The organism is Mammaliicoccus sp. I-M35, from assembly GCF_022386455.1.
GTDB classification, from domain to species: Bacteria; Bacillota; Bacilli; order Staphylococcales; family Staphylococcaceae; genus Mammaliicoccus; species Mammaliicoccus sciuri_A.
Map to the genome: position 1 here is coordinate 1 of NZ_JAJNIL010000003.1, position 17,065 is coordinate 17,065.

The following is a 17,065-nucleotide window of genomic DNA, read 5'->3' on the forward strand; positions in this document are numbered from 1 at the left end:
CGAGATTTACAGGCCGATAAAATAAATTATCGACCCGAAAACAGGATTTACAGGCCGATAAAATAAATTATCGACCCGAAACCAGGATTTGCAGTCCTATATAAATAATTAACGACCCGACAACGAGATTTACAGCCCGATAAAATAAATTATCGACCCGAAAACAGGATTTGCAGGCCGATAAAATAAATTATCGACCCGAAAATCCACCACGCCACGCACCATTTCATCATCCATTTTATTTCGGATACAAAAACAATTTTAAATAAATTCTTAAAAAGTGCAGAAAAAATATAATTCTATAGTATAATTAAATTTGGTCGTAATTTATTTAGGAGGTCCGTTATGAAAGAATTCTTCCAATATTATAAACCCTATAAAGGATTGTTTTTCTTAGATTTTGGTTCGGCTGTTTTCGTAGGTATTCTCGAATTGGTGTTTCCACTTATTACAAGTATATTTATAGATCAGCTATTGCCAACTAAGAATTGGAGTTGGATTGTGATTTTTGTTTTTCTTTTATTATTCATATACGTTGTTGAATCTGTATTGAAATTCATCGTGACGTATTGGGGGCATAAACTGGGGACTAATATTGAAAGAGATATTCGTAATGAGCTTTATGAGCATATTCAAAAAATGAATTTTGGATTCTTTGATAACCAAAAATCAGGTAAAATCATTGGACGATTAACGAACGATTTAATGGATATTGGAGAAGTTGCTCACCATGGACCTGAAGATGTCTTTGTAGCTGTGATGACGCTTGTCGGTTCATTTGTCATTATGTTGACGATCGATGTGAAACTCGCGCTAATTACGTTCTGTGTTGTACCGATTATTTTTGTATTGACGATTTACTTTAATCAAAAGATGTCAGGTGCTTTTAAGAACTTATTTAGCAATGTTTCGAGATTTAATGAGCTTATTGCTGATAATGTTGGTGGTATGCGTCTTGTACAAGCATTTACAAATGAAGGTCACGAATTAGCAAGATTTAAAAAGGTCAATGATAATTTTAGAGCGACAAAATTAAAAGCATATTCTTATATGTCTTGGAACTTGTCGATTAGTCATATTGCTCAAAAATTAACGTTAATCTTTGTACTGATTTTAGGAAGTTATTTTGTATTAAATGGAGCATTGTCATATGGTGGATTTGTAGCATTTATTATGATTACAAATCTATTATTTAAACCGTTAGAGTCAATTAATATGGTTATTGAACTGTTTCCTAAAGGTATTGCTGGGTTCAAAAATTTCAAAGAAATCGTAAATATGGAACCAGAAATTAAAGATAATGACGATGCTATCGAATTTATAGATGAACCAGATACAATTGAATATGAAAATGTATCATTCAAATATTCAGAGAAATTAATCTTAAATCAGCTATCTATCAAAATTGAACAAGGTGAAAAAGTAGCACTAGTAGGACCGAGTGGGGGAGGTAAAACGACAATTTGTTCGTTATTACCAAGGTTCTATGATCCGTTACAAGGTAAGATTAAAATCAATAATCGAGACATTAAATCTTATAAGTTGGAATCATTAAGAAAACAAATTGGTGTTGTACAACAAGATGTATTTCTTTTCGGTGGAACATTAAGAGATAATATTATTTATGGTAATTTAAATGCAACGGAAGAAGAAATTAATTACGCAGTTGACCAAGCACAATTAAGAACGTTTGTAGATGAATTGCCAGAAGGTTTAGATACTGTTGTTGGGGAACGCGGTACAAAACTATCTGGTGGACAAAAGCAACGTATTTCAATTGCGAGAATGTTCTTGAAGAATCCGCCAATTATTATTCTTGATGAAGCTACGAGTGCTTTAGATGTTGAAACTGAAAATAAAATACAATCAGCATTTAAAAATTTATCACGTGGTCGAACATCACTGATTATTGCGCATAGATTGAGTACGATTAGACATGTCGATAGAATTGTATATATCGAACAAGGTCAAATACAAGAAATGGGCAGTCATGATGAACTCATGGATAAAGGCGGTAAATACAAAGATTTATACATGTCACAATTTGAACAAATTGATGAATTTTAACATAATGCTAGAGATCTTTTTGAAGAAAAAGGTCTCTTCATTTTTATATTTTGAGCTAAATAATAGACTTTCTGTTTAAAGTTGTTATTATAGAGTGGTAATATCTATGATTAAGAGGTGTAACATGAAGATTTCTAAAGGATCAGACTATGGGCTGCATGCATTGGCATATTTAATTGCTAAAAGAGACCAACAGCCCATCAATGTTAAAAGTTTATCTGAAACGTTAAATGTATCTGTAACATATTTATCTAAAATATTAACGCAATTAGTAAAGGCAAACGTCATAAAATCTGCATCTGGTGCTAAAGGTGGTTATTACTTAGTTAATAATTGGGAAGACATAACTGTCTATGATATTATTACTGCAATTGATGGTCATCAAAGTACACTTGAAGATAGCTTTGATCACGGTCCAGAATGTAAGATACAAGCGATATTAACTTCAGCTGAAGATGAAATGACGCAAGCTTTGAAAAATAAAACTTTAAAAGATTTAATGTAAGTTAAATCTTTTTTTATCTATCAATTATAGATATTACGACTCTATAATAGTTGTGAAAGGTGGAAATACCATGTTTGATTGTATCGTAATAGGTGGAGGGCCAGCAGGATTAGCGAGTGCACTCACGTTAGGAAGAGCTTTAAAAAAGACATTAGTGATAGACAATAATAATGCGAGAAATAAAGTGACACAGCATTCACATGCATTTTTAACACAAGACGGTGTAAGACCTGAAGAATTGAGAGCTAAAGCAGAACACGATGTAGATCAATATGATGATGTAACACGTATTAATGACACGGTGTTAAACATATTGAAAGAAGAGCATAACTTTATTGTTGAAACAGCCAATCAACAATATAAAGCTAAAAAAATTATGGTATGTACAGGATTGCGAGAAACATTACCAGAAATTGAAGGTTTAAAAGAAAGTTACGGCAAATCTGTCTTTTATTGTCCATGGTGTGATGGATATGAATTGAGACATCAACCATTACTTGTAGCTGTTCAACCTGAACATGTGAAACATATGGCGATGCTGATTAACAATTGGACAGACGATATTGTTATAAGTAGTCGTGATTTTTCATTATTAACTGAAGAAGATAAAGCGTTTATTGAAAGTAAACAGATCACATTAGTGGAAAGCGAAGTAGCTGAATTTAAACATCATGAAGGACAAATTAATGAAGTAATCTTTAAAAATGGTGAACGTATCAATAGAAGCGGTGCAATTATTGGTGTGAAGTGGGATACTGATTTTGAATTTTTAAAAGCGCTCAATATTGAAAGAGAAGACAACGGAAAAATAAAAATTAATGAGTTAGGTGAATCATCTATACCAGGGTTATTTGTAGCAGGAGAAAGTAAAGATTTCATGGCATCTCAACTAATAGACGCAGCAGCAAATGGGAATCAAATCGCAAAATTTGTAGCAATGCAAATCATTATGGAATCATAATAAAAGAAAGGTGAAATAAATGATAATTTCGCAAAATAGCGTTATAGTTACCATTGACTAAAGCTTTGCGTAGTAAAAAGCATTTTATAAATGGATGGAGATGTATCAAATGATTCAAGAAAAAGCACTTGTGTTAGGTGGGGGAGGTATAACAGGTATTGCTTGGGAATCTGGTGTTCTAGCAGGACTAATGGATTCAGGGATACTTGTAAACCACGCCGATAAAATATTAGGGAGTTCGGCCGGATCATATGTGGGTTCTATTTTAGCTAACGGGCAAAATATGAAGCGTTATTATGAGGATCTTGCTATTAATCATGATGCTGCAGATAATGCGCAATTGGATCCAGCATTATTTGAATTATGGCGTGATGCATTTGTGCAAGGAAAAACAGACGAACGTGTTATCGGACAAAAGCTTGGAGATATTATTCATACAAATCCTTCAAAAGTTTCACACGATGAACGAGCACATTCTGTCCGTCAAAGAATAGGTGATGTAGATTGGACAGAACAACTTGAAATTACAGCTATCAATGCAGAAACCGGAGAACTTACAGTATTTAATAAAAAGACTGGTATAAGTTTAACAGAAGCGGTTATGGCAAGTGGAGCAGTACCTGGTATTTGGCCACATGTTGATTTTCAAGGTGTTTCTTGGATTGATGGCGGTATGATTTCGTCAACAAATGCGAAACTAATGACTGATTATCAAGATATTATTGTTTTAGCGCCACTTGATCAAAAGCAAGGTTTAGTACCTTCAGTGTATGAAGAAGTTGAAAGCCTCAAAGAACACAGCAACGTTATATTAATAACGCCTGATCAGAAAAGCAAAGATATTATAGGAACCAATATTTATTCAGCAGAACATATTAAAGAAATAGGTGACGCTGGATATGAACAAGGCATAACAATTGGACGCGAATCTATAGAAGATGCGAAGAATTGGAAATAAAATTGAAAAACATGAGACAAACTGAACTTAAATTTAAAAGTTCAGTTTGTTTTTTTATTTAAATGATTACCTCCTAAAACTTGCAAATTAACACTATTGAAAATAATAGAATTTATCTTATAATTGATAATAGTTATCAATTAGAGAAAGGGGTATTAATTCTGAAGGCGTTTTTGTATTTTATATATTTTATGGTTGTATTTTTTATTTTGAATTATCTGATTGATTTACTAATTTTCAAAGATAATGAGGTATTAAAAAATATAATTTCTGCTTTTATTTATGCAGTACTTATGACACTACTTTTTAATGTGTCAGACAAAGGGAAGAAAAAATAAACTAGATATGAACAAAATCGTAGATTATAAAAAATAACACCTCATTTATACTGAATAAATCAGTAGAATGAGGTGTTATTTAATTTGAGTTAGGAATTAAGTCCTAGACTCGTTATGCTTATTTTTTAGTTATTTTAATATTAATTTCAAAGTCACCAAATTGAACATTGTGGTGTTCAGAATCTGAAGTTGGTTGTAGTATTGTGTTCTCGACTCTGCATAATTCTTGGATTAAAGCGTTCTTCTTCTGGGTCTTAGCTATTGAACCTGAAAAGCTTTTTGGTGGATTTGCCTTTAATTCTAATAGTTCTGATAAAATATCGTCTCTTGTTCTCATATTTATTGCCTCCTAATTTGATAGTTACAATAAAACAGCTCATCTTAAGATTAAGAAGAGCTGTTTAGAGAATCTTCTTATCTTTCAAGTTAAACTTGTTGGATTTAGCACAGTACATACGCCTGTTGCTGAGGTTTCATCGGGCCAATTCCCTCCGCCTACTCTTAATAAGACTACGAGCTATTTTATTGTTTCTTAATCATAACGAATTAATTGTATTTTGTCTAATTTTAAAAATCTAAATGTTTAAAAATTTTGAGATGGTCTATATATTAACTGAATATGAAGCATAGGAGGAATAGATTATGAAGTATAAAATGCTTTCTTTATTATTGTCAGCAGGTATCGTGTTAGCAGCATGTGGAAATGGTGACGATGATAACAATGATAAAAAAGATAATCAAAATGATGAAAAAACAGAACAAACAACTAAAGAAAATAGTAACGACGATCAAAATACAGATGATGATCAATCTTCTGACAAAGCAACTGAAAATACAGTGAAATGGGATGACGTTAAAGTCTCTCCAGAAGATGCTGTAAAAGCTGCACAAAAAGAATCAAAAGGTGAACTGAAAGATTTATCGTTTGAAAAAGAAACAGGCGAGTGGAGTTATAAAGTAGAATTAGTTGATGGAACAAATGAAAATAAAGTGTTGATAAATGCAGATGATAAATCTGTTACGAATGTTGAAAAAGAACAAGAAGATAGCGATGATAATGATCAAACATTCAAATTATCAGATGTCGCTAAATTTGAACATGCACTTAAAGTAGCACAAGACAAAGCTAAAGGTGATATTAAAGAATGGTCACTAAGTGAAGATAATGGCAAACTTGTTTATTCTATTGAGTTAAAAGAAGGTAATAAAGAATCAACAGAATTTACAATTGATGCTAAGTCTAAAGAAATTCTAGAACAAGAAACAGATTAATTTTTTATAGAACATAGGATAATTCGTTTTATCCTATGTTTTTTTATGTTCGTTGAGTGATTATCATTCTCAATTAGTAATTAAGTAGAAGTCTGAAAAATTTCATTACATAAACACTATAGGTACAGTCTTGTATTTGTATTTTTGATGAATTCTATAAAATTTTTATTGACTATTACACATTATAGGCATAAATTAAAGATGATAATGATAATCAATTAGATGGGAAGTGTTATGATGAAAAAGTTAGCAACAACTTTATTAGCAAGTACTTTAATTTTAACAGCGTGTGGGAATAGCGCTGATAAGAAAGAAAATGAAGATAAAAAAGAAACAAAGGAAACGAAAAAGTCTGAAAAAGCGGATTTCTCAAAAGAAACAAAAGCTTATAAAGATTTTACAACTGAACAATTAGATAAATTCTTAGCGGATACTGAAAAATTCGTTGAAGCGGTTAAAGCAGACGATATCGAAAAAGCGAAAGAAATATATCCTACAGCTCGTATGTACTACGAAAGATCTGAGCCAGTTGCTGAAAGTTTCGGTGATTTAGATCCGAAAATTGATGCACGTTTAGCAGATATGAAAGAAGAAAATAAAGAAGACGAATGGTCAGGTTACCACAAAATTGAAAAAGCATTATGGGAAGATAATACAACTAAAGATATGGCACCAGTTGCTGATCAATTATTAAAAGACACTAAAGAGTTACGTGCAAAAGTAGATACAGTAGATGTTACACCTAAATTAATGTTACAAGGTTCAATCGACTTATTAAATGAAGTATCTAGCTCAAAAATTACAGGTGAAGAAGAAATTTATTCACACACAGATTTATATGACTTTAAAGCAAACATCGAAGGTGCAGAAAAAATCTTTGAAATATTTAAAGATAAAGTAGCAGATAAAGATAAAAAACTTGCTGATACAACTCAAGAAAGATTTGATAATGTTAATAAATTATTAGATCAATATAAGACTAAAGATGGTGGATATGAAGACTATACGAAACTATCTAAAGATGAAACGAAAAAACTTTCTGAAGCTGTTGATAAATTAGGAGAATCTTTAAGTCAAATGGCTGTTATTACGGAGTGATGATTGATGTCTAATAAAGAAAATCATATAGCTAGAAGGGATTTTCTAAAACTCGCTGGTGTTGGTGGTGCGGGATTACTGATAGGCTCTACTGGTGTAGGCGGTACTTTTCTAGCATCTCAATACTTTGCTAAAGATAAAACAGGCGTAAAAAATAAAATCAATTTCTATGGTAAATATCAGTCTGGCATCACGACAGAACAACAAAAACATATTTACTTTGTCGTTCTGAGCATTAACAAAATGTCAGTTTCAGATGTTAAAGAAATGTTTAAAGTATGGACAAATTATAGTGTTCATTTAATGAATGGTGAATATGTAAAAGAGCTTGGTAAAAACAAAATGTTACCAAGTCCAGATACAGGGGAGACGATTGGCTTAGACGCCAGTCGTCTGTCTCTTACTTTTGGCATAAGTCCTTCATTCTTTGAGAAAGTTGGATTGAAAAAGCATAAACCAGATTTATTAAAAGATTTACCGCATTTTCCTAAAGATCAAATTGATGAAGACTATTCAGGTGGAGACATTTGTATTCAAGCATGCTCAGATGATCCACAAGTTAATTTTCATGCCATTAGAAATTTAATTAGAGTGGCTAAAGGTGAAGTTTCAATGAAGTGGAGCCAAGCTGGATTTAACTCATTTGAAGAAAAAGATGGTAAGAAAGAAACGCCTAGAAATTTATTCTCTTTTAAAGATGGAACAGGTAATCCTAATGTCCAAAATAAAAGTGATTTGAATGAATACGTCTTTATACAAGATGGTTGGGCTAAAAATGGTTCATATTTAGTCGCAAGAAGAATTCAAATGTTGTTAGAAACTTGGGATAGAACGGCTTTAGGTGAACAAGAAGCCACATTTGGTAGATACCGTCATTCTGGTGCGCCAATTGGTAAAGAAAAAGAATTTGATACATTTGACCCTGATATTAAAGATAAAAATGGCGAGAACTTGATAGAAAAAGAATCACATGTCAATTTAGCAAAAGCATCTAAAACAAATTTATTAAGAAGATCTTTTTCATATTCAGATGGTATAAACGCAAATACAGGTGCTTTTGATGCAGGATTACTCTTCCTAGCATTTCAAAAATCACCGGAACAATTTATTAAAATCCAAAGTAAAATGGGTGCTATTGATAAATTAAATGAATATATTACACATCGAGGTTCAGGTATTTTTCTATGTTTACCAGGTGTCCAAGAAGGAGGATATTTAGGTGAAACGTTATTCAATCGTATTTAGTTTAGTCGCAATACTATTTATGCTGTTATCTTTGACCGCTAAAGCAGAAACGAGCTTAAGTGATATTTATATTAGTGTGACGGATGCCAAATCGGCGATACAAGATAAAGACGAAAAGGCATTCGACAAGCATTTCAAAGAGATTAAAGATAATTGGCAAAGTACGAATAAAAAAGACCATAAACTTGTGAAAAAAATAGATCAAGATATCGAAAAAGTTGAAAAAACAACGTCTCAAAAAGATAGAGAAAGTGCGTTAAATACACTGACTTCTGATTTAATTGATTATGAAAAAGTATTAAATCCTGTTGATAAACAGAAGAAACGAGATCAGTTACAAAATGAAATGCAGCCATTGATTAAAAATATAACAAAGGCGATTTCAGATAAAGATTTTGAAAAAGCAAAAACGATTAACAATCAATTAAATGCGACTTGGACAAAGAATGAAAAAATTGTGCGAGAAGAAGATATTGGCAGATATGGCCAAGTTGAAACTGCATTAATGTTTACAAGAATTGAATTAACGAAAGATAAAGTAGACGCGAATAGTGCACAAATGCAAGTTGATCAATTGAAAAAAGAACTTGATGATTATCATGCAGGGAAAAAATCAGATGCTAAAACAAGCGATCAAGATGTTAACATTTTAAATGAACATTTAGATACTGCGATTAAAAATATAAAAAATGATAATTTAGCTAAATCAAAGCAAGCGTTACAACAATTTATTATTGCATGGCCAAATGTTGAGAGTGAAATTAGCACGAGAAATGGTGCGTTGTACACTAAAATAGAGCAGAAAATTCCTCAATATGCAGGTCAACTTGATGAAGATAATAAAGATGACATTGGTAGCCAGTTAGAAACGCTCAATCAAGAAATTAAATCAACCATTTCTAAGACGAGCTATACATTTTGGGATGCAGCTTTAATCTTATTACGTGAAGGTGTAGAAGCGCTGCTCATTATTATGGCGTTGCTTACTGTAACACGTAAATCTGAACAAACAAAAGCATCAAAATGGATTGTTACAGGAAGTGTCATCGGTATTGTATTAAGTATTGCGTTAGCTTTCATATTTAAAGCGATATTTGAAAACCTAGGTTCAACAAGAGAATTAACAGAAGGTTTAGTAGGTATTGGATCTGTGATATTAATGATCATCGTAGGTATCTGGTTGCACTCTAAATCAAGTTTAGATTCATGGCAGAACTTCATCAATAAAAATATGGATAAAGCTATGTCTACAGGAAGTATCGTTACTCTCGGGTTAGTCGCTTTCCTATCCGTATTTAGAGAAGGTGCAGAGACGATTATCTTCTATTTAGGTATCGTTGGGAAAATCTCAACATGGTCATTAATATTAGGAATTATCGTCGCATCCGTCATACTGGCGTTAATCGCAATTTTCTTTAACCAAATTACAAAATGGTTACCAATACATCGCTTATTCTTTATCATGTCATTATTTATATTTATATTGGCATTTAAAATATTAGGCGTAAGTATTCATACATTACAAATATTAAACATAGTACCACAACACACAATTAATCACTTACCATTCATAGACTTAATAGGATTTTATCCAACATACGAAACATTGATACCACAATTAGCATTAGTCATTTTAGTTGTGATTTACTATGCAATGAGTAAGAAGAAATAGAGTAATTTAAAACGCTAAGACAAAGGCATTTGTCTTAGCGTTTTTTAGTTTTCGTGGTAATTGATATGATAATATATCGTCTTACATGCCTTTCATGACATTTGTCATATGATATTCGTGACAGTTTGTACTTATAACGGATGGTGTGATTTTTTATAATATAGATAACTTATAAAGGACGGTGATGATTGTGATTGATGTTCAAAATGTAACGAAAATCTATAATCAGAAAAAAGTTGTGAGTGATGTTTCTTTTCAAATTAATGAGGGTGAATGTACGGCTTTAATTGGTCCAAATGGTGCTGGTAAGTCTACGTTGATTGATATGATTATTGGGGACAGACATCCTAATGACGGGCAAATTATTAGTGACAATCAACAATTAGATAAGAAGCGGATGGGTATTTTGTTTCAAACGACGGCTTTCCCGGATGTGATGAAAGTTAAGGAGTTGTTTTATCTTTTTAAGTCTTTTTATAAAGATACGATTTCGATAGAAACTTTTAAAGAAATTACTCGATTCGATAATGATAAACTTGAACAATTTGCTGCTAAATTATCTGGTGGTGAACGCAGAATATTGGATTTTACATTATCTATTATTGGGAAACCGGATTTTGTCATTTTGGATGAACCGACAAGTGCGATGGATACTGAAATGAGGAAGCATTTCTGGAAAGTGATTGAGGAAATGAAACAAGAAGGTAAAACGATATTTTATACTTCTCATTATATTGAAGAAGTTGAAAGAATGGCTGACCGTGTTGTTGTACTTAATAAAGGTGAGCTTGTTATGGATAGTACACCTAGAGCGATACGTCATAGTGAAAACAAAACGATGATTCAAATTCCTTTATCTAAGAAAGAAGTGGTGAACATTCTTAAAAATGTTTCGGTTGAAGCATCTAAAGATATGCTCATCATTACGACTGAAGATGTTAATCCTGTTATTAAAGCATTTATAGACTATGGCATTGATTTTAATGAGGTAGAAATTATTAAAGAGTCATTGATGGATACGATATTTTCAAAAAATGAAGAAAGGGTTTGATGAGATATGTTATGGGCGTATTTTAAATCTGAATTGTTATTGTTAACTAGAAAAAAATCATATTTAATACTTTCGATTATGTTGCCGTTAGTATTTTATTTAATATTTACAGCGTTATTGGATTTACCTAAAGAATACGAAGCTAAATTTTATAAAGAATATATGTTTAGTATGGCGACGTTCAGTTTAAGTAGTTTCTGTATTATGACATTTCCGTTAGAGATGATAGAAGATAAGAAAATTGGATGGTCTAAAAATTTATTCAAAACACCTTTATCTCCAAGTTATTACTATGCAGGGAAAGTAATGAAACTCATGTGCATGTTTTGTCTAGCCATTATCGCATTATTTTTAACAGGTGCTTTTTATAAAGGTGTTGAAATGTCAGCAGGCGAATGGATTGGCTCAGGATTGATGTTATGGGTTGGGTCTAGCATGTTTTTATCAATGGGCGTTCTCATATCTCAAATAAAAGATATTCAAAAAGCTAGTGCTATTGCGAATATCATATATTTAGGACTTGCTGTATTGGGTGGACTTTGGTTCCCGACAGATCAGTTTCCAGATTGGCTAAAGCACGTATCGTATGCAACACCTACTTATAATTTAAGAGAACTTTCTTTATCTGTGACAACTCAAGGTGGTATACACTTTGTATCACTTCTTATATTGGCAATTTATTGTATACTGTTTATAAGTATTGCGTTGATTATACGTAAAAAGACGGAAGTGGTTTAATGACATTAATAGAAAGAATTAAAGATAATCCTATAGGTTCATCAAACTTAATTTATCTCATCTTTCCGATATTGAGTTTAACAGTACTTGGTCATAGAGGACCTTTATGGAGCGGTATATTGGTTACCGCTCTATTTACGATAAGTTACTTAATGATGATTTATGTAGATTTATCTAAAAGGCGCATGCTTAGAAGAATACTTTTAATGGTTCATTTTTTAGGTATATTTTATTTTGTAGATTTTTTTAATGCTTCTCACTTATTATTCTTTTTCTATGCAGCTTATATTATTCCATATGTTTTTCAAACTAAAATAAAATCTATCGAAGTATTGATGTATATTGTGTCGTTTATGATTGCTATTTATATTATTGCAGTTGATCATAGAGACTATTTAATTATTATGATACCTATGAGTATTGTCATGATATTTATTATGTTTGGAAATTTTAAAGCGTTAGAATCTGAACAGTTAAAAGAAGAAATTAGAAGTAAAAATGAACATATCAATACGTTAATTGCTGAACAAGAACGAAATCGAATAGGACAAGACTTACACGATACGTTAGGTCATGTGTTTGCGAGTTTAAGTATTAAATCTGAACTTGCGATGAAATTAGTGGATAAAGATATTGATAAAGCGAAAGAAGAAATGGCGTCTGTGAATGAATTATCTAAAGAAGCACTTGTTAAAGTAAGAGCAATTGTAGATGATTTGAAGTTGCAATCTTTTGAAGAAGAAGTGAAGACGATGGAAACATTGTTAGAAAATGCAAACTTATCGTTTGAATTTAACAATGCTGACAGAGCTCAATCACTCAGTCCAACTCGACAATCAGCACTGTCCATGATTTTGAGAGAAGCGGTTAACAATGTCATTAAGCATGCACAGGCTACTAAAGTAACAGGTGAAATCGTTGAAGAAAATGAACATTTAACATTGGTAATCATAGATGACGGCATAGGTATGAAACACATTGATGAAGATGATTTTAAGAGTATCAAAAATCGTGTTCATGCATTAAATGGCCAACTAAAAGTAAGTAATTTAAATAAAGGATTAAAAATGACGATCACATTGCCTAGAGGGGATGACACATTATGATATCAATTGTTATAGCAGAAGACCAAGAAATGTTACGTAAAGCCATGGTTCAATTGATGGAAATGAATGATGAATTAAATATTTTAGGGGACTTTTCAAATGGAGAAGATGCATTAGAAAGTATTCAAAGTCACGAACCAGATGTCGCGATACTAGATGTCGAAATGCCTAAAATGACAGGATTAGAAGTATTGAAAAAAGTAAAAGATTCAAATTTAAATACGAAAGTCATCATCGTTACAACTTTTAAAAGACCTGGATACTTTGAGAGTGCAGTAGCAAAAGATGTTGATGCATACGTATTGAAAGAACGATCAATAGATGAACTTGTCGAAACAATTAAAAATGTGATGGACGGTAAGAAAGAATATAGTGAATCTTTAATGACATCAATGTTTAAAGATCGAAATCCATTAAGTCCGAAAGAACAACTCGTATTGAAAGAAATAGGCAAAGGCTTATCCAGTAAAGAAATATCAAAAGAGTTATATTTATCAGACGGCACAATTAGAAATTATACATCGATAATTATAGATAAATTAGAAGCAGATAACCGGTTTGACGCATGGCAGAAAGCAATCGAAAAAGGATGGATATAGATAGGTGCAAGGGTAGTAGAGGTAAGTAGGGAATTTCTGGACCGATAAAATAAATTACCGGTCCAGAAATGAGAAATATGGACCGATAAATAAAAATATCGACCCGAAAACGGGATTTTCAGGCCGATAAATAAAAATAACGACCCGAAAACGGGATTTTCGGGCCGATAAATGAAAAGCTGAGCCATCATTTGATGATGTGCTCAGCTTTCTTATTGATTATTTTGTTTTTACTGTGTGTATAAACTCATATAATCCGTTTAGTTGATCGAGTTGTTGATTACAATGTTCACTATCATGGCAAATATAATTACCATTTTTAGTATATGTTCCATCACCTTTTGACTTCGTAGTTGATAGAAACATGGAAACATTGGATTCTTTCTTACATATACTACAGATTCCGGGTTTAATGGTAGGTGATAAGTCTCCTGATACACCTATCAATTTATCATCTTCATAAAGCACGATAAATTTCTTTTGTTTACCAGAATCATTCCAACCTATATATGAAGACTCTTTTAAGTCTATGTTATCCCATTCTGGATGTTTTAATTTCTTGGTCTTTTTAAAGATTTTTTCAAGTTGCTTACTTGAAGGCTGTTCAAATGGAACGACGTAGCTTTTAAGTCCAAATAATAATTTCTCAATTTGTGCTCGAGAAATCTTTTTATTCATAATGATTTTTGTGAAATCTTCTATTTCTGAATGCTTTTCCTCAAAAAGCTGTGAAATATGGTCGTATGTTATAGCTTGAAACGTATCGATTGTTTTTATATCATTTACAGATTTATAAACGTTAAATAACTGTTCAGATTTTTCTTTAATACTAACGAATTGATATGGTTTAATGTAATTATTCATATTGAATCCCTTCTTTTAAATTATTTCCTTTGATCGTTGGGTATGAATAATTGTAGAGAACATGACACATTTAGTAGCATCTTAAGATCCCTCCTTATCAGACACTAGTATAGTCCTTTAACCATGTAATTTCAAATGTATATTATTATAAAAATTATTCGAAATAGTGTAAAATTAAAAGACAACCGAATATGGTTGGAATTTTTTATTATATGGAGGAATTAATTAATAATTGGGGACCACAATTAGTTTAATCACGTTTATTGTATTACTCGCTTTAACCGGATTCTTTGTTGCGACGGAATTTGCAATTGTAAAGGTCAGGTCATCTAGAATTAACTACTTAGCAGAACAGAATTATAAGAACGCTCAACCAGCTAAAAAGGTAGTCGAACATCTTGATGAGTATTTAGCAGCATGTCAGCTAGGTATTACCATTACAGCACTTGGAATTGGTATGGTTGGCGAATCAACATTTGAGTTTATTCTGCATCCACTTTATAGTAGCTTTGGATTATCAGAAACGGTTATTCATGTCTTAACATTAGTCAGCGCATTTATTATCGCAACTTATTTACACGTTGTAGTAGGTGAAATGGCGCCAAAGACAATCGCAATTCAAAAAGCAGAACAAGTTACATTATTCTTTGCAAGACCGATCATACTGTTTTACAAATTATTATATCCTTTTATTTTTATTTTAAATGGGTCAGCAAGAATGATATTGAGCTTATTTGGTATGAAGCCTGCGAAAGAGTCTGAATTATATCACTCTGAAGAAGAATTGAAGATGTTGATTAAAGAAAGTCACCAAGGCGGGGAAATTTCATCAACAGAACTAGAACATATTAATAAAGTCTTTATTTATGATGAACTTGTCGTCAAAGATTGTATGATTTCTAAAGACAATATGACAATGATCAATAGTGATGCTAGTCAGCAAGAAGCTATTCAATTTGTGAAAAATGGCTATTATACGAGATATCCAGTTTACCAAGATGATAAAACGAATGTTATTGGATATTTACATGCGAAAGATTTATTGAAAGACAACATACAAGACATTACTGAATTGATTCATGAAATCATATACGTCAAAGAGGCAGATGCCATTCAAAACGTACTAGATAAAATGAAAAAACAACGCGCACATATCGCAATTGTTCATAATGAACACGGTGAATTAGCAGGTATGATTACGATGGAAGACATACTTGAAAATATTGTCGGTAACATTGAAGATGAACACGATAAATAGACGTAAAAAGAACCTGAGCCACAAAAAATGGCTCAGGTTTTTCTATTCTGTCTGTTTCTTTTTGGGTGGCCAGATGAAATACGAGATGGTGATAGCTAAATCAATAATGAGCACTATTGACCAAATGTGAATAACACCATCCATAGCTTCTGTTCTATTTTTATCATGAATTAAATAAATGATTAAATGTAGAATACCTGTCCCTATAATGTAAGAGAGTAAATGTTTAAACCAACTTTTCGCATATAGTTTAGCATACGCGAATCCACTAGGTTTCTCAGGCTTGCTACCTTCTTTCATGACATAATATCTGAAGCGGTCATCTGCCCATTGAATCATACTTTTACCAAAGACAATTGAAACAGATATATAAACAGCAGCAATAGCGTGAGGTGTTTCGGCAGTTGCACCGTTCATTAAATCCACAGCTGTTGTAATTAATAGAATCAAATCAATTACGGGTGTAAGTGCTAGAAAAATGAGCCCAAGCTTTTTCTGTCTGAAGACATACCTTGTGACGAGTCCAAGTAATATAACGACCCAGAAAGCAACTTCACAAAAAATAATGAGCCACACAATAAAATTCATGATTATCCTCCTTTATTTTGTAAGCTTTGAAATTTCTTCAAATACAATTGCTTCAATATCTTCATTAGAGGTCTGTTCTGGATTTAACAATTTATGTAGTGCTAATCCATCAATTAATGCGTGAAGTCTCATTGAATTAAGATGTATATTGATGTTGTTTTTTAATAAGTGATCGCGTTCTAAAATTGTTAATACCGTTACACATAGTTCATCTAATCCATCATCTAAAGTACTCTGTCCGTATTCATGGATGTCATATCGAAAGGCCATCCATACTTCCATATCAGCTAATCTTTCTTCATCTAACGGTAAAACGGCGAGTAAACATGCTTTTACTTTATCAATTGTATCTTGGTTATCAGACGTGAGTATTGATTCGATTCTCCTTCTTACCTTTAGTTCTACTTCAGACATAACGGCACTGAGTAATTCTGAATGACTTGGAAAATAATATCTAATTTGTCCCGGTGTCATTTGTGCGAGTTTAGCAATTTGTCTAACCGTAGATCCCTTTGCACCATTTTCAACAATTGACTGAAAGGCATATTGAATAATTTGTTCTTTTTTTTCTTTATGATTAATAATTTTTGGCATAGTAGAAGTCTAACATATTTTAATACACCTGTGTTAAATAAAAGTTTGAAAAATAAAATATATTAAATAATAAAAATATAAAAATGCATTGACATTAACGTTTGCAATACATATGATGAAATTATAAATTGCATTTTACAAAATCTTTACA

17 protein-coding genes and 1 riboswitch are annotated in these 17,065 nt (G+C 31.9%); of the genes, 13 read left to right on the forward strand and 4 right to left on the reverse strand.

The window, feature by feature from the left end; translation table 11 throughout:
• The first annotated feature begins 345 nt into the window (after positions 1-345).
• The 4 genes from LQ679_RS04215 (at position 346) to LQ679_RS04230 (ending at position 4,491) form a co-directional block, all read left to right on the forward strand.
• Positions 346-2,067: an ABC transporter ATP-binding protein gene (locus LQ679_RS04215; RefSeq protein ID WP_126477845.1), complete on the forward strand. Its 1,722-nt coding sequence runs from the start codon at positions 346-348 to the stop codon at positions 2,065-2,067.
• 124 nt (positions 2,068-2,191) lie between these two features.
• Complete coding sequence (locus LQ679_RS04220; RefSeq protein WP_037589324.1) at positions 2,192-2,572, forward strand: RrF2 family transcriptional regulator; 381 nt, start codon at positions 2,192-2,194, stop codon at positions 2,570-2,572.
• A 70-nt stretch (positions 2,573-2,642) separates the two neighbouring features.
• Positions 2,643-3,533: an NAD(P)/FAD-dependent oxidoreductase gene (locus LQ679_RS04225; RefSeq protein ID WP_239762134.1), complete on the forward strand. Its 891-nt coding sequence runs from the start codon at positions 2,643-2,645 to the stop codon at positions 3,531-3,533.
• Positions 3,534-3,642: 109 nt separating this feature from the next.
• Positions 3,643-4,491, forward strand: coding sequence for a patatin-like phospholipase family protein (locus LQ679_RS04230; RefSeq protein WP_239762135.1), 849 nt, complete (start codon positions 3,643-3,645; stop codon positions 4,489-4,491).
• A gap of 456 nt (positions 4,492-4,947) precedes the next feature.
• Here the strand turns inward: LQ679_RS04230 and LQ679_RS04235 are convergent, their stop codons facing one another.
• Positions 4,948-5,166: a hypothetical protein gene (locus LQ679_RS04235; protein WP_037589321.1), complete on the reverse strand. Its 219-nt coding sequence runs from the start codon at positions 5,164-5,166 to the stop codon at positions 4,948-4,950.
• A gap of 74 nt (positions 5,167-5,240) precedes the next feature.
• Positions 5,241-5,340, reverse strand: a riboswitch (SAM riboswitch).
• Positions 5,341-5,471: 131 nt separating this feature from the next.
• On the opposite strand from LQ679_RS04235, the gene LQ679_RS04240 reads away from it, so the two are divergent.
• The 8 genes from LQ679_RS04240 (at position 5,472) to LQ679_RS04275 (ending at position 13,610) form a co-directional block, all read left to right on the forward strand.
• A complete protein-coding gene (locus LQ679_RS04240; RefSeq protein WP_239762137.1) occupies positions 5,472-6,101 on the forward strand; it encodes a PepSY domain-containing protein in 630 nt (209 codons plus the stop codon).
• Positions 6,102-6,338: 237 nt separating this feature from the next.
• Entirely contained in the window at positions 6,339-7,199 is an 861-nt protein-coding gene (gene efeO, locus LQ679_RS04245) for an iron uptake system protein EfeO (protein ID WP_037589373.1), read from the forward strand.
• A 6-nt stretch (positions 7,200-7,205) separates the two neighbouring features.
• The gene (gene efeB / locus LQ679_RS04250) at positions 7,206-8,444 is read left to right on the forward strand and encodes an iron uptake transporter deferrochelatase/peroxidase subunit (RefSeq protein WP_191836273.1); all 1,239 of its coding nucleotides are present in this window, start codon (positions 7,206-7,208) and stop codon (positions 8,442-8,444) included.
• Positions 8,419-10,116 (forward strand): FTR1 family iron permease, encoded by a 1,698-nt coding sequence (locus tag LQ679_RS04255; RefSeq protein WP_204256201.1) that lies wholly within the window; start codon positions 8,419-8,421, stop codon positions 10,114-10,116. Before efeB ends, LQ679_RS04255 begins: the two co-directional genes overlap by 26 nt.
• A 184-nt stretch (positions 10,117-10,300) precedes the next feature.
• A complete protein-coding gene (locus LQ679_RS04260; RefSeq protein ID WP_201277779.1) occupies positions 10,301-11,167 on the forward strand; it encodes an ABC transporter ATP-binding protein in 867 nt (288 codons plus the stop codon).
• Between the two features lie 6 nt (positions 11,168-11,173).
• On the forward strand, positions 11,174-11,905 hold the full coding sequence (locus tag LQ679_RS04265) for an ABC transporter permease (protein ID WP_106417328.1): 732 nt from the start codon (positions 11,174-11,176) through the stop codon (positions 11,903-11,905).
• The gene (locus tag LQ679_RS04270; RefSeq protein WP_191836275.1) at positions 11,905-13,011 is read left to right on the forward strand and encodes a sensor histidine kinase; all 1,107 of its coding nucleotides are present in this window, start codon (positions 11,905-11,907) and stop codon (positions 13,009-13,011) included. Before LQ679_RS04265 ends, LQ679_RS04270 begins: the two co-directional genes overlap by 1 nt.
• Positions 13,008-13,610, forward strand: a complete 603-nt coding sequence (locus LQ679_RS04275) for a response regulator transcription factor (RefSeq protein ID WP_239762138.1) — start codon at positions 13,008-13,010, stop codon at positions 13,608-13,610. The genes LQ679_RS04270 and LQ679_RS04275 overlap by 4 nt, the downstream gene beginning before the upstream one ends.
• Positions 13,611-13,829: 219 nt before the next feature.
• Here LQ679_RS04275 and LQ679_RS04280 read toward each other — a convergent pair whose 3' ends face one another.
• Positions 13,830-14,474: a FusB/FusC family EF-G-binding protein gene (locus LQ679_RS04280; protein ID WP_159315834.1), complete on the reverse strand. Its 645-nt coding sequence runs from the start codon at positions 14,472-14,474 to the stop codon at positions 13,830-13,832.
• Between the two features lie 232 nt (positions 14,475-14,706).
• Between LQ679_RS04280 and LQ679_RS04285 the strand changes: the two genes are divergently transcribed.
• The gene (locus tag LQ679_RS04285) at positions 14,707-15,732 is read left to right on the forward strand and encodes a hemolysin family protein (protein WP_107577871.1); all 1,026 of its coding nucleotides are present in this window, start codon (positions 14,707-14,709) and stop codon (positions 15,730-15,732) included.
• Positions 15,733-15,774: 42 nt separating this feature from the next.
• On the opposite strand, the gene LQ679_RS04290 is transcribed toward LQ679_RS04285, so the two are convergent.
• Together LQ679_RS04290 and LQ679_RS04295 are read right to left on the reverse strand one after the other, a co-directional pair.
• Positions 15,775-16,320, reverse strand: a complete 546-nt coding sequence (locus LQ679_RS04290) for a hypothetical protein (protein ID WP_191836277.1) — start codon at positions 16,318-16,320, stop codon at positions 15,775-15,777.
• 12 nt (positions 16,321-16,332) lie between these two features.
• A complete protein-coding gene (locus LQ679_RS04295) occupies positions 16,333-16,914 on the reverse strand; it encodes a TetR/AcrR family transcriptional regulator (RefSeq protein WP_159315832.1) in 582 nt (193 codons plus the stop codon).
• Between the last annotated feature and the right edge of the window lie 151 nt (positions 16,915-17,065).

Excerpts from the sequence above, each read along its gene's own strand:
- LQ679_RS04215 (WP_126477845.1), top strand. The coding sequence starts at position 346 with ATGAAAGAATTCTTCCAATATTATAAACCCTATAAAGGATTGTTTTTC.
- LQ679_RS04220 (WP_037589324.1), top strand. The coding sequence starts at position 2,192 with ATGAAGATTTCTAAAGGATCAGACTATGGGCTGCATGCATTGGCATAT.
- LQ679_RS04225 (WP_239762134.1), top strand. The coding sequence starts at position 2,643 with ATGTTTGATTGTATCGTAATAGGTGGAGGGCCAGCAGGATTAGCGAGT.
- LQ679_RS04230 (WP_239762135.1), top strand. The coding sequence starts at position 3,643 with ATGATTCAAGAAAAAGCACTTGTGTTAGGTGGGGGAGGTATAACAGGT.
- LQ679_RS04235 (WP_037589321.1), bottom strand. The coding sequence starts at position 5,166 with ATGAGAACAAGAGACGATATTTTATCAGAACTATTAGAATTAAAGGCA.
- LQ679_RS04240 (WP_239762137.1), top strand. The coding sequence starts at position 5,472 with ATGAAGTATAAAATGCTTTCTTTATTATTGTCAGCAGGTATCGTGTTA.
- efeO (WP_037589373.1), top strand. The coding sequence starts at position 6,339 with ATGAAAAAGTTAGCAACAACTTTATTAGCAAGTACTTTAATTTTAACA.
- efeB (WP_191836273.1), top strand. The coding sequence starts at position 7,206 with ATGTCTAATAAAGAAAATCATATAGCTAGAAGGGATTTTCTAAAACTC.
- LQ679_RS04260 (WP_201277779.1), top strand. The coding sequence starts at position 10,301 with ATGATTGTGATTGATGTTCAAAATGTAACGAAAATCTATAATCAGAAA.
- LQ679_RS04265 (WP_106417328.1), top strand. The coding sequence starts at position 11,174 with ATGTTATGGGCGTATTTTAAATCTGAATTGTTATTGTTAACTAGAAAA.
- LQ679_RS04270 (WP_191836275.1), top strand. The coding sequence starts at position 11,905 with ATGACATTAATAGAAAGAATTAAAGATAATCCTATAGGTTCATCAAAC.
- LQ679_RS04275 (WP_239762138.1), top strand. The coding sequence starts at position 13,008 with ATGATATCAATTGTTATAGCAGAAGACCAAGAAATGTTACGTAAAGCC.
- LQ679_RS04280 (WP_159315834.1), bottom strand. The coding sequence starts at position 14,474 with ATGAATAATTACATTAAACCATATCAATTCGTTAGTATTAAAGAAAAA.
- LQ679_RS04290 (WP_191836277.1), bottom strand. The coding sequence starts at position 16,320 with ATGAATTTTATTGTGTGGCTCATTATTTTTTGTGAAGTTGCTTTCTGG.
- LQ679_RS04295 (WP_159315832.1), bottom strand. The coding sequence starts at position 16,914 with ATGCCAAAAATTATTAATCATAAAGAAAAAAAAGAACAAATTATTCAA.